Annotated in this window: 16 protein-coding genes; 8 read left to right on the forward strand and 8 right to left on the reverse strand. The window is 41.9% G+C overall.

Annotated features, from left to right (window positions below; translation table 11 throughout):
• The first annotated feature begins 10 nt into the window (after positions 1-10).
• The 8 genes from WDA22_10895 (at position 11) to WDA22_10930 (ending at position 5,756) form a co-directional block, all read left to right on the forward strand.
• A complete protein-coding gene (locus WDA22_10895; GenBank protein MFA5833969.1) occupies positions 11-589 on the forward strand; it encodes a nucleotide exchange factor GrpE in 579 nt (192 codons plus the stop codon).
• Between the two features lie 2 nt (positions 590-591).
• The gene (gene dnaJ, locus WDA22_10900) at positions 592-1,758 is read left to right on the forward strand and encodes a molecular chaperone DnaJ (protein MFA5833970.1); all 1,167 of its coding nucleotides are present in this window, start codon (positions 592-594) and stop codon (positions 1,756-1,758) included.
• A 19-nt stretch (positions 1,759-1,777) separates the two neighbouring features.
• Positions 1,778-2,194: a helix-hairpin-helix domain-containing protein gene (locus tag WDA22_10905; protein ID MFA5833971.1), complete on the forward strand. Its 417-nt coding sequence runs from the start codon at positions 1,778-1,780 to the stop codon at positions 2,192-2,194.
• Positions 2,191-3,102 (forward strand): hypothetical protein, encoded by a 912-nt coding sequence (locus tag WDA22_10910; protein MFA5833972.1) that lies wholly within the window; start codon positions 2,191-2,193, stop codon positions 3,100-3,102. Before WDA22_10905 ends, WDA22_10910 begins: the two co-directional genes overlap by 4 nt.
• Positions 3,099-3,656 carry a 16S rRNA (guanine(966)-N(2))-methyltransferase RsmD gene (gene rsmD / locus WDA22_10915; protein ID MFA5833973.1) on the forward strand — a complete coding sequence of 186 codons (558 nt, stop codon included), beginning with the start codon at positions 3,099-3,101 and terminating at the stop codon, positions 3,654-3,656. The genes WDA22_10910 and rsmD overlap by 4 nt, the downstream gene beginning before the upstream one ends.
• Positions 3,653-4,138: a pantetheine-phosphate adenylyltransferase gene (gene coaD / locus WDA22_10920; protein MFA5833974.1), complete on the forward strand. Its 486-nt coding sequence runs from the start codon at positions 3,653-3,655 to the stop codon at positions 4,136-4,138. Before rsmD ends, coaD begins: the two co-directional genes overlap by 4 nt.
• Before the next feature lie 58 nt (positions 4,139-4,196).
• Positions 4,197-5,390, forward strand: a complete 1,194-nt coding sequence (locus WDA22_10925) for a pyridoxal phosphate-dependent aminotransferase (protein ID MFA5833975.1) — start codon at positions 4,197-4,199, stop codon at positions 5,388-5,390.
• A gap of 84 nt (positions 5,391-5,474) precedes the next feature.
• The gene (locus tag WDA22_10930; GenBank protein ID MFA5833976.1) at positions 5,475-5,756 is read left to right on the forward strand and encodes an FmdB family zinc ribbon protein; all 282 of its coding nucleotides are present in this window, start codon (positions 5,475-5,477) and stop codon (positions 5,754-5,756) included.
• Between the two features lie 81 nt (positions 5,757-5,837).
• Here the strand turns inward: WDA22_10930 and WDA22_10935 are convergent, their stop codons facing one another.
• The 8 genes from WDA22_10935 to WDA22_10970 form a co-directional block, all read right to left on the reverse strand.
• Positions 5,838-6,353, reverse strand: coding sequence for a hypothetical protein (locus WDA22_10935; GenBank protein MFA5833977.1), 516 nt, complete (start codon positions 6,351-6,353; stop codon positions 5,838-5,840).
• A 413-nt stretch (positions 6,354-6,766) separates the two neighbouring features.
• On the reverse strand, positions 6,767-8,059 hold the full coding sequence (locus tag WDA22_10940) for a citrate synthase (protein MFA5833978.1): 1,293 nt from the start codon (positions 8,057-8,059) through the stop codon (positions 6,767-6,769).
• Between the two features lie 563 nt (positions 8,060-8,622).
• Positions 8,623-9,720, reverse strand: coding sequence for a prephenate dehydrogenase/arogenate dehydrogenase family protein (locus WDA22_10945; GenBank protein MFA5833979.1), 1,098 nt, complete (start codon positions 9,718-9,720; stop codon positions 8,623-8,625).
• A 284-nt stretch (positions 9,721-10,004) separates the two neighbouring features.
• Positions 10,005-11,021, reverse strand: coding sequence for a 3-deoxy-7-phosphoheptulonate synthase (gene aroF / locus WDA22_10950; protein MFA5833980.1), 1,017 nt, complete (start codon positions 11,019-11,021; stop codon positions 10,005-10,007).
• 22 nt (positions 11,022-11,043) lie between these two features.
• On the reverse strand, positions 11,044-11,775 hold the full coding sequence (gene lptB, locus WDA22_10955) for an LPS export ABC transporter ATP-binding protein (protein MFA5833981.1): 732 nt from the start codon (positions 11,773-11,775) through the stop codon (positions 11,044-11,046).
• Positions 11,776-11,798: 23 nt separating this feature from the next.
• Positions 11,799-13,055: an OstA-like protein gene (locus tag WDA22_10960; GenBank protein MFA5833982.1), complete on the reverse strand. Its 1,257-nt coding sequence runs from the start codon at positions 13,053-13,055 to the stop codon at positions 11,799-11,801.
• Positions 13,052-13,582, reverse strand: coding sequence for an LPS export ABC transporter periplasmic protein LptC (gene lptC, locus WDA22_10965; protein MFA5833983.1), 531 nt, complete (start codon positions 13,580-13,582; stop codon positions 13,052-13,054). Before lptC ends, WDA22_10960 begins: the two co-directional genes overlap by 4 nt.
• Entirely contained in the window at positions 13,579-14,568 is a 990-nt protein-coding gene (locus WDA22_10970; GenBank protein MFA5833984.1) for a KpsF/GutQ family sugar-phosphate isomerase, read from the reverse strand. The genes lptC and WDA22_10970 overlap by 4 nt, the downstream gene beginning before the upstream one ends.

Genomic DNA, 14,568 nt, shown 5'->3' on the forward strand with positions numbered 1-14,568 from the left:
CTAAGGATGTATGGATAATCAAAACACTGAAGAATTGAAGAACGAAGAACAGAACACACAATCACAGGAAGCTCAACAACAAGCGTCTCCGAAGAGCGAAATAGAAATTGCTGTCGAAAAAAATACCGAACTTGAAGTACAAATCGTATCGTTGAAGGATCAGCTTCTTCGCAAAGCCGCCGAATTCGAGAATTATAAACGCCGAACGGAACAGAATTCTATCAATTTCGCAAAATATGCAAGCGAAAATATTATTCTTGAATTGCTGCCGATCATCGATGATCTCTCCCGCTCCTTGAAAAGTAGCAAAGAGAAATCTGAAAACGATCCGTTCTACAAAGGTATCGAATTAATCCTCAACAAGTTCAATAAGGTGCTGGAATCCCAGGGGGTGAAAGCAATTGAGACGATTGGAAAAGAATTTAATGTTGAACACCACGATGTGATGATGCAAATTCCGCGCGCGGATGTGAAACCACACGTGATTGTGGAAGAGATTGAAAAAGGATATTTTTTGAATGACAAGGTCATTCGTCACGCAAAGGTTATTGTTGCAACGTCACCAATAGAAGAGGAAGTGAAGAACTAAGTATGGCAGGCAAACGAGATTATTATGAAGTGCTTGGCGTACAGCGCAACGCTTCCGAAGACGAGATTAAAAAATCATATCGCAAACTGGCCCTTCAATTTCACCCGGATAGAAATCCGAATAACAAAGAAGCAGAAGAGAAATTCAAAGAAGCGACTGAAGCATATGAAGTTCTTTCTGATCAGCAAAAACGTCAGCGCTATGACCAATTTGGCCATCAAGGAATGCGCGGCGGTTCCGACTTCCATCAATACCAGGATATCAACGATATCTTCTCCCATTTTGGAGATATTTTCGGTGGTTCCGGCGGTTCTATCTTTGAAGAGATGTTTGGCGGACAACAACGTCGTCGAGGTCCGCGCTCTACCGGTGAACAAGGCTCCGATCTTCGCATTCGTTTAAAATTAACTCTGGAAGAAATATCCGCCGGAGTTGAAAAAAAACTAAAAATAAAAAAATGGAAATCGTGCGCAACGTGCAGTGGAAACGGTGCAAAACCGGGATCTTCAAAATCCAGTTGTCCGCAATGCCAAGGTACTGGTGAACTTCGCCAAGTATCACGATCAATGTTCGGCCAATTCGTCAATATCTCTGCCTGTGCATTTTGCGGAGGCACCGGTCAAATTATAAAAGAAAAATGCCATACATGCGACGGTGAAGGACGAGAACAAGGCGAATCAACAATCAAGATCAATGTCCCCGCCGGTGTTACCGAAGGTAATTATATGACCTTGCAGGGTCAGGGAAATGCAGGACGACGGGGCGGACATGCCGGCGATGTGATTGTGGAATTCACAGAAGAAAAGCATGATTCATTCATCCGCAATGGCGACGATATTATTTATACCGCGTTAGTAAGTTATCCCGATGCTGTTCTCGGCGCGGATATTGAAGTTCCGACGCTGACCGGTAAAGCAAAGATCAAAATCGATGCGGGAACAATGCCCGGGAAAATGATGCGGATGAAAGAACGCGGCATTCCTCATTTGAATGCTTATGGACGAGGCGACCAATTGATCCAAGTGCAAATCTGGGTTCCTCACAAAGTCAATTCGCGAGAAAAAGAATTGTTGAAAGAACTTTCGGATAGCGAGCATATCAATCCATCCGAAGAGGAAAAAAGTAAAAGTAAGAGCCTGTTCGAAAAAATGAAGAACGTATTTACGTAGCAGACGCTGAATGGATAGCATGAAACGCCTGAAGGAATATTTTGCGTTCACGAAGAATGAACAGATGGTATTTCTGTTCCTCTCTCTCGTCTTCCTTGCGGGCGTTGCTGTTAAAGCGTATAAAGCATACATTGTCCCACAGGAACCGATACAATACGATTATTCAGTTGGTGATTCTGTGTTCAATGCAAAATCAACGATGTTATTGAATGATAGTGCGACGGGACAGATCAAGAGCGCACAAAAAATTAATCTCAATACGGCCACAAAAACTGAATTAATGACGCTTCCCGGTGTTGGAGAATCAACAGCTGAACGCATCATGCTGTATCGAGAAGAAAAAGGAACATTTAAAAGAACTGACGAGCTCAAAAACATCAAAGGCATCGGTGAAAAGAAATTTGAAAAACTTAAACCGCACATCGAGGTCAAATGAAAGGCACTGAACGATATCTAGCATTCATCATTGAAAGCAGACACATCACTGCTGTCGAAATTGCTCACAGTCCAAAAGGTAAAACATTGACTGCTGCGGGATCGTTTGATTCCGAAATCGATTTCGACAGTCCTGAAATATATACCGAAACCGGATCGGTAAACCGCGAAAAGATCTTCGTCAAGGAGATCCAATCATTTATGAAACGAGTGGCCGCCGGCGCCCACTTTTTTTCGTTCGGTCTCAACACGCGGATGGCAATGCTTCAGCAAATCCCGGTGGAAGCATCGCTCACAGATGAAGAGTTTAATATTCACTTACAGTGGGAATTACAGAACTATTTCCCGGATGCTACACCGGAACGATATGTTGTTCAACCATATGCGCTTGTGGGTGACGATGGTGTCGCCGGTTCTGATGCCATGATTATTTCAGTGAAAAAAACATTTGTAAACTTTCTCAACAATGTTTGTCAAGAACTGCATGGTTCCATGCATATTCTGGATATCGATCAATTTTGCGCCGATGGTGCGCTTCTCTACAATTATCCTCATTTAGTATCAAAACGAACTGCGGTGATAGGAATTGACGAAGAAACACTCGATGCAGGATTGCTGGTAAACGGAAAAAATTCCGATATCAGAACGATACGGTGGAGTAAACGAGATCTTTCCGTCATCGGAAAATATGCCAAAGATAAAGGGGCAGAAATAATTTACCTGCACGGTCGAATGGTAAACCAAAAACTGGTTGATCAAGTAAAAGAAATTTCCCCCATCGATGTAGAATTGGCAGATCCATTTCGAAAAGTTGCTCTCCCAACAACGATTAAAGGCGTTGAAGAGATAAAAATGCGGCGGCAGGAATATACAGCCGCTGTTGGTTTGGCGGTGCGCGAAGAAGAATGAGGGTGATTGCAGGAAAATACAAAGGGCGCAAACTTGAAACTGTGCCGGATAATTCTGTGCGCCCTGCTACCGATAAGGTGAAGGGGGCTATTTTTAATGTGCTGCAATCTCGAGTGAATTGGACCTCAGCGAGAGTGTTGGACCTATATGCCGGAAGTGGAAGTGTCGGTATTGAAGCATTAAGCCGGGGTGCAAAAAGCTGCATTTTTGTGGAAAAGAGCAGGAATGCCCTTCAATTTTTAAAGTCCAACATTGCGGTGATCGGGGCAGACGGTGAATCAAATGTCGTCTATGGTGATGTTGATATGTTCGTGGAATCGACCCGAACAAAATTTACTGTAGTGTTTGCGGATCCTCCGTACGCCTTGGAAGCATTAAAAAACATTCCAAATACTATCTTTGAAAAAAATCTGATCGCCGACGATGGATATTTGATCATTGAACATCCAACGCGATACGAATTTGCACAGAATTCCCTGTGGGAGATTGTTGTCGAAAAAGTGTATGGCAACACGACCGTTTCATTTTTTCAGCATAAAAAGAGTGTTGTATGAAAATTGCAATTTATCCCGGTACATTTGATCCGATCACAAACGGACATCTGGACATTATTGAACGCGCAGCTCAATTATTTGACAAAGTCATTGTGACTGTTGCCGTGAACTCGTCGAAAACACCGATGTTTACGGACGAAGAACGCGTGGATTTGATCCAATCAATCATAAAACAAAAGCGCTATAAAAATGTCAGCGTGGAACGTTTTAACGGATTGCTTGTTTCATTTGCCAAAAAGAAAAACGCTGCCGCAATTATCCGCGGCCTGCGTGCTATTTCGGATTTTGAGTACGAGTTTCAGATGGCTCTGATGAATAGAAAACAATCCAATGAAATTGCTACTGTTTTTCTGATGCCGCACGAGAAATATACGTATTTGAATTCCAGTATTGTGCGCGAAATCGCCCGGTTGGATGGTAATTTCAAGGACTTCGTTCATCCCATCGTTCACCGCGCGTTAAAGAAAAAACTATCGCTATAATTTATCTCGGCGGGACCGAATATTCACCTGTCGATCATTAGAAAGGAATTGTTGTACTGTGAAGTCGTTATCGAAGAAAGTCGCCCAAGCAGAGGCGTCACAAACTTTAGCACTAACTGCACTTGCAAAGAAATTAAAATCAGAGGGGATTGACGTTGTTTCCTTGACCGCCGGTGAGCCGGATTTTCCAACACCTCGCCATATTAAAGACGCAGCAATTAAAGCAATTGAAGATAATTTCACAAAATATACTATCAACGCAGGAATCCCGGAACTCCGTTCGGCAATCGTGGAAAAATTAAAACGTGACAATAATGTTCACGTTGATGTATCGCAGATCCTAGTTTCAAACGGGGCAAAACACTCTATCTACAACGCATTGCAGGCAATCTGCAATAAAGGTGATGAGGTGATCATCCCGGCACCATATTGGGTCAGCTATCCGGAAATGGTAAAACTGGTGGATGGTGTACCGGTGATTCTAAAAACTACGGAAAAAACCGATTTCAAAATTTCCGCCTCACAACTAAAAAAGGCAATTACCAAAAAAACAAAAGCGTTGATCCTCTGCTCTCCTTCTAATCCGACCGGCTCTGTTTATACGCCGGAAGAGCTGAAGGCGATTGCAAAAGTGATTGAACAGTCAGGCATCTTCGTTATTGCCGATGAGATCTACGAAAAAGTAATTTATGACGGCGCTACGCATTTCAGTCTCGGCTCAATACCGGCGATAAAAGAACTTGTGATAACGGTGAACGGAGTATCCAAAGCATATTCTATGACCGGATGGCGCATTGGTTTTTTAGCGGCAACAAAATCAGTTGTTGATGCTGCAGAAAAAGTACAGAGCCAGGTAACATCGGGACCTAATTCAATCGCTCAAAAGGCTGCTTACGCCGCTTTTGCAGGAAATGATGATGAAGTCAAAAAAATGACGACGGAATTCAAACGACGACGGGATTACATTCATTCCGCACTTACAGCAATTCCGGGTATTACGTCAACAATGCCGGGCGGAGCATTCTATCTCTTCCCGAACGTAAGCTCTTTCTATGGAAAGAGTTACAATGGCACAAAGGTGAAGAACAGCGACGACATGGCTCAGTTCTTAATTAAAGAAGCTCAGGTAGTAACAGTTCCGGGCAGTGGTTTCGGAGCGAATAATAATATCAGACTCTCATATGCATGCTCAATGCAGGATCTTGAAAAAGCAGCATCGAGAATGAAAGAGGCTCTCGCAAAATTAAAGTAAATATTTCAACGAAATCACTACGGTGTAAAATATATTTATTCACCGTAGTGATTTCTCTGTTTTTGTAGTAACAATAAATATTTTATGCCGACATACGATTATAAATGTTCCAATTGCGGTCATCTGTTTGAAGAAGTACAGTCAATGAAAGATCCGCATTTAACGAAATGCCCAAATTGCCATAACGAGACCTTATTACGACTTATTGGAGGCGGTGGAGTAATTTTCAAGGGAAGCGGATTTTACCAGACCGATTATAAAAGTAGTGGTGAGAAAAAAGCAACATCTCCAACAACAGAGAAGAAAACTGAAGCAAAACCGGCATCAGATGCTACCACGCCAACCCCAACTCCCAAAAAAGAGTAACCAAAAACACCCAACATCATAAATATTTCTATACGAATGATGTCGGGGATTATTTATTCTCTTATCAATATACCTATCTCGTTATTGGCGTATAAACTCTTCCTGTATTTCTTTTCTAGTCAGTCTCCACGCCAAATAGACATTAATCCCTATCGCAATAATATTTCCAAACACGAACAGCATCATCGAAGTTTCTGCGCCATATCCTTTCATAAATTCTGTAAGAGATAGATAGGAAAAAATGCTTGTGATGATTCCCATAACTGTAAGCGTGGTTAATATAGAAATATACATTACTCTTCCCCAATTCAATCGCTTAAACATTGAAATGGAAGCGACGATACCAAGCATTTGAAGTATTATTTCAAAAACCGTTTCTGTTGGAGATATCGACAACGAAGGCAGCATTTGTTCAGCCATCCGGTATTCTTGACTGTTTTCCAGTGAATTGAGCATCGTCAGCGTAGAAATATTCTCAAAGATCATAAAGACGGCAGCGACGATGGAAAGGAGCGAAAGATATGTAACAAAGCGTGACTTAGTTTGATATTCCATAAAATTTTTGATGTGAGTGAATACACCGATATTGGTTTTCACATTAATAAGATTACTCTCCTCCGTATATAAGAATATTTCTCTTGTAATGCTCATTTACGTCAATGATGAATCTCAAAAAACAGGATAACCATACATAGTAACTGATGTTACGCAAAACCGATAATTCTTCTTATCTCGTCCCTGACGGGACTTTCAATTTGTATATCGTAATGCACTACAAATATTACGCGCCTACGGCGCTTTTAAAACCAATAAAAAGCATGAACTAATTTGTATGTTCTGTTGTCCCGGTAGGGACAAGATATTTGTAGAAGATCAAACGAATCAATTATCAAGTCCCGTCAGGGACGAAATATTCTTTCATCAATAAGGATGTGCGTAACATCAGATAGTAAAATAAAAATCCAGTTCCCATTGAGAGAGAACTGGATTTGTATGATACCGTAAAATGATTAATGTCTTCTGCTGCGCGGAACAAAATCTCTCGGTTCTGAACCAAGATAGATTTGCCGCGGGCGGGCAATTTTTTGCTCGGAATCCATTAGCATCTCTTCCCATTGTGCCAGCCATCCAGCCGTACGAGCGATGGCAAACAATACTGTAAAGGCATCTGTTGGGAATCCCATTGCCTGATAAATAATACCGGAATAGAAATCGACATTAGGATACAGTTTCCTCTTAATGAAATACTCATCCTCTAAAGCTGCTTTTTCCAATTCGAGCGCGATATCCAGAAGCTTGTTTCTTCCGGTCACTTCAAATACTTGATCTGCAGTCTGTTTGATAATTTTTGCGCGGGGGTCATAATTCTTGTAGATGCGATGTCCAAACCCCATTAATTTCCCTTCCCCATTTTTTACTCGTTTAATGTAATCCGGCACACGTTCCTTTGAACCAATCTCACGCAACATCAACAACACTTCTTCATTAGCTCCGCCATGCAGTGGTCCGTAAAGTGCGGCGGCGGCTCCGGCCATGGACACATACGGATCCGCATGAGAACTGCCAATACTTCGCATAACATTCGCACTGCAATTCTGTTCGTGATCTGCATGCAGAATGAAGAGAATATCAAGTGCTTTCTCCAGTACAGGATTAATTTTAAATTTCATCTCCGTCATTTTGAACAGCATGCTGAGGAAATTGCCGGTATAACTTAACTCATTATCAGGATAGATATACGGCATGCCGAGACGGTGACGGTAACAATATGCTGCGATCGTCGGCATTTTTCCAATGAGTCGGTACATCTGAAGTCGACGTAATTCAGGATCATTAATGTTGCGTGATTCTGGATAAAAGGTCGAAAGTGCTCCGACAGTACTGACAAGCATTCCCATAGGATGCGCGTCATGATTAAATCCTTCCATGAATTTTTTCGTGTTCTCATGCAGCATTGTGTGGTGAGTAATGTTGTACTTCCAATCGGTAAGCTGTTCGGAAGTCGGAAGTTCGCCGTGGATGATGAGGTATGCTACTTCAAGAAAAGAACTGCGTTCTGCCAGTTGTTCGATTGGGATGCCGCGATACCGAAGAATCCCCTTATCACCATCAATGAATGTTATCTTGCTCTTACATGATGCGGTATTCATGAATGCTGGATCATAAGTCATCATACCAAAATCATCTTCTGACACTTTAATCTGTCGAAGATCCATCGCTTTGATTGTTCCGTTAGTAATTGGAACGGCATATTCCTTATCGGTCCTGCTATCGATGATCGTCATCATATCCGGCTGGATCATCTCTTTGGGAATATCGAATTTCTTCCCTGTTTTTGAATCAGTAACAATTACATTTGAATTCATAACAATCTCCTTTCGATCATACTAGTGAACTGTAATATGTGGTTCTGTAGTTAAGAATATTTGCAACAACAAAACGCGGTAGCCTAGGTAGTGTAACCGATTGGGATAAACTATAAATGAATCCGGAATTAAAAGAAGCGGGTAGTGTATGAATATGCAGTATGTCAACCGATTGTACCACGAGAGGCGTCTCCGGTATCTGAAGCGGAACAAAATATCCACAAGCAAATTAGAAAGAGATGGTTAGAATATCAACAAACGATAGAAGAAATGGTTCTTGAAAGATGAATGATGTGATGCAATGAACATGATGAAATACTCAACGACAGAAACAAGCGATGCGGGAGTTTACTCTGTTTTCCCAATCGGTCATTTTGATCCTATTTGATCGAGGGGTGGATAGAAATGGTATTGTTAAAAAGGGATGTTTAAGAATTGAACACGAGAAGATTTTTATGATGACACTCTTTGATAAAACATTTCTTCACTTAACATTCGCGCTACATCGCTGTCATAGCAATTTTATCTAAAATTTTCTTTGCTAATTCCGCTTCACGCTTTGTATTAAATGACAATCGGAATGTTCCTCCTCGCCCATCACAAATCTTAAGCAACTCAATATCTTTAATATTAATATTCGCTCTGAAGAGCGCAGTGGTCAATAAAGAAAGAACTCCTGGCCGGTCATCCACAGAAATGTACACTTCAAAGAGAGGGTGTAGGAATCCTTTGGAATTTTTTGGGATGGCATCGCGGAATATTTTTGCGCTCTGAAAACGTTGTGAAAATTTTTTACGTTTTGAAGGCGTGCTCAGATCTTTTTGAAACTGCAAAAGCAAAACAGAAAATGCTTTTACGATGGCACGAATCTCATGAGCATTGCTGGCAAGAATATCTCTCCACATCTCATAAGGACTTGAAGCGATGCGAGTGATATCGCGGAATCCTCCTGCTGCAAGCTGTAAATATCCATGATGAGACCTGTTCTTTCGTTCAACCATATTCATCATTGCTACAGCAACAAGCTGCGGTAAATGACTGATTGTCGCGGCGATTTTATCGTGATCCGAAGCGGAAAGAAACAACACACGAGCTCCGATCAAATGAAGGAGTGAACTCAGCGATGAAATTTTCTTTTGAAGTTTTGTATCGGCACACAGGACGTATGTCGCATTTTGAAATAACATTGCATCGGCGTATGTAATCCCTTTTCCCTCTGATCCCGCCATGGGGTGACCGCCGACAAATATTCCGTTCGATCGAAATATTTTTTTTGCCGCGCGAACGATTTCGGATTTTGTGCTTCCAACATCCGTTATGATCGCATTGGGCTTGCAATGGACAGCAATATCCGAAAGAGATTCAAGAATGGTATGTACGGGCGTACAGAGAAAAATAATATCCGCATCATGAATGGATGCTGAAAGTGATGCGGCGCCGTAATCGATCGCTTCTCTATGAAGAGCAGATTTGATCTTAGTCTTTTCATCGAATCCCGTTACGATTGCACCAGAATTGTTCTGTTTGATCGCAAGACCCAATGAACCGCCAATAACGCCAAGACCAATGATGGTAATATGTATATTTGCTGTTTCCATAAAATAATGCCACAGATTTCAACGAGAGTTTACTAGAAGCCAGCTCAAAAACACAAAATCACGGTCATTCTGAAAATAGTATCAGTTTTGCCGATAAGTTTTTTACATGCACGGCACCCCGAACAACGGGGCTTCGCTGCGCTTAGTATAAAAACATCCAAGGCTTCCGACAATCACGAAAGTGATGCCTTCGGCAAAAGAAGGCGGACAAGTGCTCAGAATGGCAATAGTTTCATTTTTGAGATGTCTTCTAATAATCTGTGGCTAACACTGTTAAAGGTATGTTACGCGATTTTTCTTCCGATCGCTTCTGCAATCACACGGATCTGTTTCATCATCTCATCAAATTGATTCAGATACAGCGACTGCGGTCCGTCTGATTTTGCATGATCTGGATCGTTATGAACTTCCACAATAATTCCATCGGCACCGGCTGCTACAGCCGCACGAGCCATGGGAATAACTTTATCCCGTATTCCAATTCCGTGAGAAGGATCTGCAATAATCGGTAAATGACTCTTTGCATGTATAACAGGAATTGCACTAATATCCATGGTATTGCGTGTTGCTGTTTCAAATGTCCGTATTCCGCGCTCACACATCATCACTTGTTTATTTCCACCGGATAAGATGTATTCAGCAGACATCAACCATTCCTCGAATGTTGCCGCTAATCCTCGCTTGAGTAACACCGGCTTTGAAGATTTTCCTAATTCCCGCAGAAAATTATAATTCTGCATATTTCGAGCACCGATTTGAATGATGTCCGCATACTTCTCCATCAATTCAAGTTGATTTCCATCCATTGCCTCAGAGATGACTAGGAGTCCAAACTCATCTGCTGCTCGTCTCATCAGTATTAAACCTTCCTCGCCAAGGCCTTGAAAGGCATATGGCGAAGACCGCGGCTTAAATGCACCACCGCGCAAAAATTTTGCTCCCGCTTTTGCAACGCTTTCAGCGACGGTGAAGATTTGTTTTTCATTCTCTACAGAACACGGTCCTGCCATAATAACAATAGCATCGCCGCCAATCTCACAATTTTTGAATTTATAGATAGATTTTTCTTGTTGAAACGAACGACTGGCGAGTTTATATGGTTCGGTAATCCGATACGCATGCGCAACCCCCGGAAGCACTTCTACTTGGCGGGTATCAAAATCCGGTTTTACGCCGATTGCTCCAAGCACGGTCTGGTTTACTCCCGTGGAACGATGGACATCAAACCCAAAATCGTGGAGAATTTTTATGATTCCTTCAATTTCTTTTTCGGTAGCATTTTGTTCAACAACAACAACCATTGGTCACCCTCTCTCTGTTTAATTATTCATAACGATCTAATTTAAATCCTTCACCCAAATATAATCGGCGTGCCTCAGGATCATTGGCAAGGTCTTCTGCGCTTCCCGCTTTCAGTATCTTCCCCTCAAATAACAAATATGACCGATCCGTAATCGATAGTGTCTCATGAACATTGTGATCAGTAATTAATACACCGATATTCCGATATTTCAATTGTTTCACGATCTCCATAATATCTTCTACGGCGATTGGATCGATTCCTGCAAACGGTTCATCCAGCAAAATAAATTTTGGATCAGTTGCCATAGCGCGCGCAATTTCCGTTCTTCGGCGTTCACCGCCGGAGAGCATAAATCCCTTGCTTTTGGCAAGGTGCGATAAACTAAACTCTTCCAAAAGTCTATCAGCACGTTCATGCTGCTCTTTTATTGAGAACTTTGTCATTTGAAGAACCGATAAAATATTATCACGCACGTTCATCGTTCTAAACACTGATGCTTCTTGTGTTAAATACCCTACACCAGCCCTCGCACGTTTATACATTGGCAATTTTGTGATATCGTGTTCATCAAGAAACACCTTTCCCCCATTCGGTCGGATCATTCCTACAATCATATAGAATGACGTCGATTTACCGGCACCATTCGGTCCAAGCAAACCGACTATTTCTCCCTGCTGGACAGAAACGGTTACATCGTTCACCACCGTACGCTTCTTGTATTTTTTTACAAGATGCTCGGCACGAAGACTCATGGTACTGCGTACTGCTTGTTCAGTCATAATGGTGGCTTTGTTGGAAATACAGTTAAAAAATTTGGCCGATCATCTCGCAGGATAAATCCATCCAGGTTAAACTGCGATTCACTTTTTTCAAGCATGTTTTCGGGATAAAAAGATCCTTCTATTCCCTTAATAACATAAATCGTATTGGGTTTGCCGTCATCAAATTGCATCCTGATGGCATCACCGCTTGTTTTGTTTACGCCGTTGCCGGCAGAATCACCATAGAGAAAATACAGACTGATGGCGTTTCTTTCAACAAATGTTTCTTGCAGTTTGTTGTTTCTGAACATCATAACAATCGATCGTCCGGTCAACTGATTAAAACGATTCGGATATAGCGAATCACTTTGCGAGAGAACAAACGCACGCGTTTTAATTGATGCGCTCTTTAATCGGTTTTTTTGTAATTCCAAAAATATCGTATCGCCGGTTACCTGGTTCTCTCCATACCAAACGATCGGTTTATCATAGAGTTCTATCTTTTCATCTTGCCGAAAAAATTTTACTAAACCGCTTCTGGCGGCAAGATTGCCGCGGACAATCACCACGCTGTCTTTTACAATCATTCTTTTGGTGGAGTCGTCAAATGATTCCATCACAAGACTCTTGACCGCAAGCGTATCAATCTCCCCTTTATCTGTCGTATCGATCTGGAGTAATCGCGGATCCTCCGTCATCCTGCTATAATGCGTTGAATCAGAATGAACCAAATGATTGCCAAACATTGTAATGTTGTCGCTTGGATTCACAATCCTTACATTAGTTTTCGCTTCGGATCTTCGCTCTTTCTCAAAATATGTCAACTGCTCTGAATAGATGATGGTGACAGAATCGATGACTCGGACATTACGTTGAAAATACGCGCGCTCCTCATCAAGATAATATGTTCCCAATTCAGCATATAGCGTGACGTTCGGAGTTTTCAACTTAACATTCCCTTTACCGTCCGCTTTTCGCGAATTTCCGTAATATCTTCCTTCTTTTGCCGTTAGGGTCACTGTATCACGAACAATCTTCACATTTCCGATCAGTTCTATTTCGTTCCTGCTTAAAAACTGGATTGCTTTATCGCACCACACTTTTGTATTTCCCTGGCGAAAACGAACATTGCCGGTCAATTCTCGGACATCCTCACCATTTTCCAATTGTTTTCCTGCAAAAATATCTGCGTTTTGAAGAACAATCGTCTCCGATTGCTGAGCAAACATAACGAAATGAAGAAGGGAAAATGTCACGAGACATTTCATCATTTCCGCTCCGCAGTTCCTGTCACTTTAAATATTTTGTAATTACGCAGATTATGATCAGATTCAAATCCTGTTCCTTTCAAATCTTCAGTGGGAGAGGTAATGTGTACAAATTCAGGTGAATGAATCATTTGCTTTTCATTTGTCCAAAACATTTTTTCCGTTCGAACAACCGTTCCGCTGTCTGATGTTACAATCACATTCCCAATCGCTTCAAGATTGTTCGTTCCTTCGTCTACCGAACCTCGTTTCGACGTTAACTTTGTTGTATGTTTTCCCATCTCGTCAAAAAAATCAACGATAACTCCTGAATCCAGATAAGTGATCCGCGTATTATCAAAAGCATAAATATGTCCAGCTTGAACGATGGATTTTACAATACCGGAATCAGTAAAGGTAATGGTGGAATTCCAACTTTCTTGAGACGGGAGTTGCGTACTGTTAACGCCACTAAGAACGGAAGGCCTGACCTTTTCTTCACAGCCAAGCATTAACAGCATCAGCAGTGAAGCAATAATTGTTAGTTTCACGTTGACGAATCTCCGCCAAGTCCTGCACGGACAAGATCATGTAAGTGAACCACACCGTACGGTTTTCGTTCGTCATCAACAATAATGAGTTGCGTAATGCTGAATTGCTCCATCTCTTGCAGCGCAATTGAAGCAAGAGTTCCTTTGCGAATTGTTTTAGGATTCTTCGACATCACTTGATCAGCCGTAAGATTCGTAACATCTGTTGTTTTTTGTAATAATCGACGTAAGTCACCATCGGTAATGATTCCGGCAAGTTGTCCATTATCATCAACAACGCTTGTTGCTCCCAGTCGTTTAGTCGTCATCTCCAAAATTGCGTCTTTTAAACTCGTCCTCAGTCCAATCTTTGGAGTGTGTTCGCCCGTGACAGCTAATTCTTCTATCTTTAACAGCAATCGTTTTCCAAGATTGCCGCCCGGATGAAACATAGCAAAATCATTTGCAGAAAAATTCTTCTTCTCTAGCAACGTTACTGCAAGAGCATCCCCCATAGCCAGCGTTGCTGTCGTTGAAGTCGTTGGGGCGAGATTGTGCGGGCAAGCTTCTTCCTTTACAGAAATATCAAGTGTTACATCCGACTGCAAAGCAAGGTGAGAATGGATATTCCCGACCATTGATATCGTCGGGACGCCGATCCTTTTAAACATTGGCATCAATTGGCGCACTTCCTGCGTATCTCCGCTTTTTGAGATACAGATGACAACATCATCATTGCGTACCATGCCAAGGTCGCCGTGCACAGCATCCGACGGATGGAGAAAAATAGAAGGTGTCCCTGTTGAGTTCATTGTTGCAACCATTTTACGTGCGATAATCCCGGATTTTCCCATACCGGTAACGACGACTCTTCCTTTGCACTGATAAATGATATCAACTGCTTTTTGGAATGATGCATCAATGTTTTTTTCCAATGCGGCAACCGATTCAGCTTCCATGCGGATGACACGCTTTGCTGTTTGTATGTCGATCGATTCGTTGGACAT

Source organism: Bacteroidota bacterium (genome assembly GCA_041658205.1).
Taxonomy (GTDB): domain Bacteria; phylum Bacteroidota; class Ignavibacteria; order UBA10030; family UBA8401; genus UBA8401.

Excerpts from the sequence above, each read along its gene's own strand:
- aroF (MFA5833980.1), bottom strand. The coding sequence starts at position 11,021 with ATGGTTGTTGTTGTTGAACAAAATGCTACCGAAAAAGAAATTGAAGGA.
- rsmD (MFA5833973.1), top strand. The coding sequence starts at position 3,099 with ATGAGGGTGATTGCAGGAAAATACAAAGGGCGCAAACTTGAAACTGTG.
- dnaJ (MFA5833970.1), top strand. The coding sequence starts at position 592 with ATGGCAGGCAAACGAGATTATTATGAAGTGCTTGGCGTACAGCGCAAC.
- WDA22_10960 (MFA5833982.1), bottom strand. The coding sequence starts at position 13,055 with ATGATGAAATGTCTCGTGACATTTTCCCTTCTTCATTTCGTTATGTTT.
- coaD (MFA5833974.1), top strand. The coding sequence starts at position 3,653 with ATGAAAATTGCAATTTATCCCGGTACATTTGATCCGATCACAAACGGA.
- WDA22_10910 (MFA5833972.1), top strand. The coding sequence starts at position 2,191 with ATGAAAGGCACTGAACGATATCTAGCATTCATCATTGAAAGCAGACAC.
- lptB (MFA5833981.1), bottom strand. The coding sequence starts at position 11,775 with ATGAGTCTTCGTGCCGAGCATCTTGTAAAAAAATACAAGAAGCGTACG.
- WDA22_10970 (MFA5833984.1), bottom strand. The coding sequence starts at position 14,568 with ATGTCCAACGAATCGATCGACATACAAACAGCAAAGCGTGTCATCCGC.
- WDA22_10930 (MFA5833976.1), top strand. The coding sequence starts at position 5,475 with ATGCCGACATACGATTATAAATGTTCCAATTGCGGTCATCTGTTTGAA.
- WDA22_10940 (MFA5833978.1), bottom strand. The coding sequence starts at position 8,059 with ATGATCCAGCCGGATATGATGACGATCATCGATAGCAGGACCGATAAG.
- WDA22_10945 (MFA5833979.1), bottom strand. The coding sequence starts at position 9,720 with ATGGAAACAGCAAATATACATATTACCATCATTGGTCTTGGCGTTATT.
- WDA22_10895 (MFA5833969.1), top strand. The coding sequence starts at position 11 with ATGGATAATCAAAACACTGAAGAATTGAAGAACGAAGAACAGAACACA.
- WDA22_10905 (MFA5833971.1), top strand. The coding sequence starts at position 1,778 with ATGAAACGCCTGAAGGAATATTTTGCGTTCACGAAGAATGAACAGATG.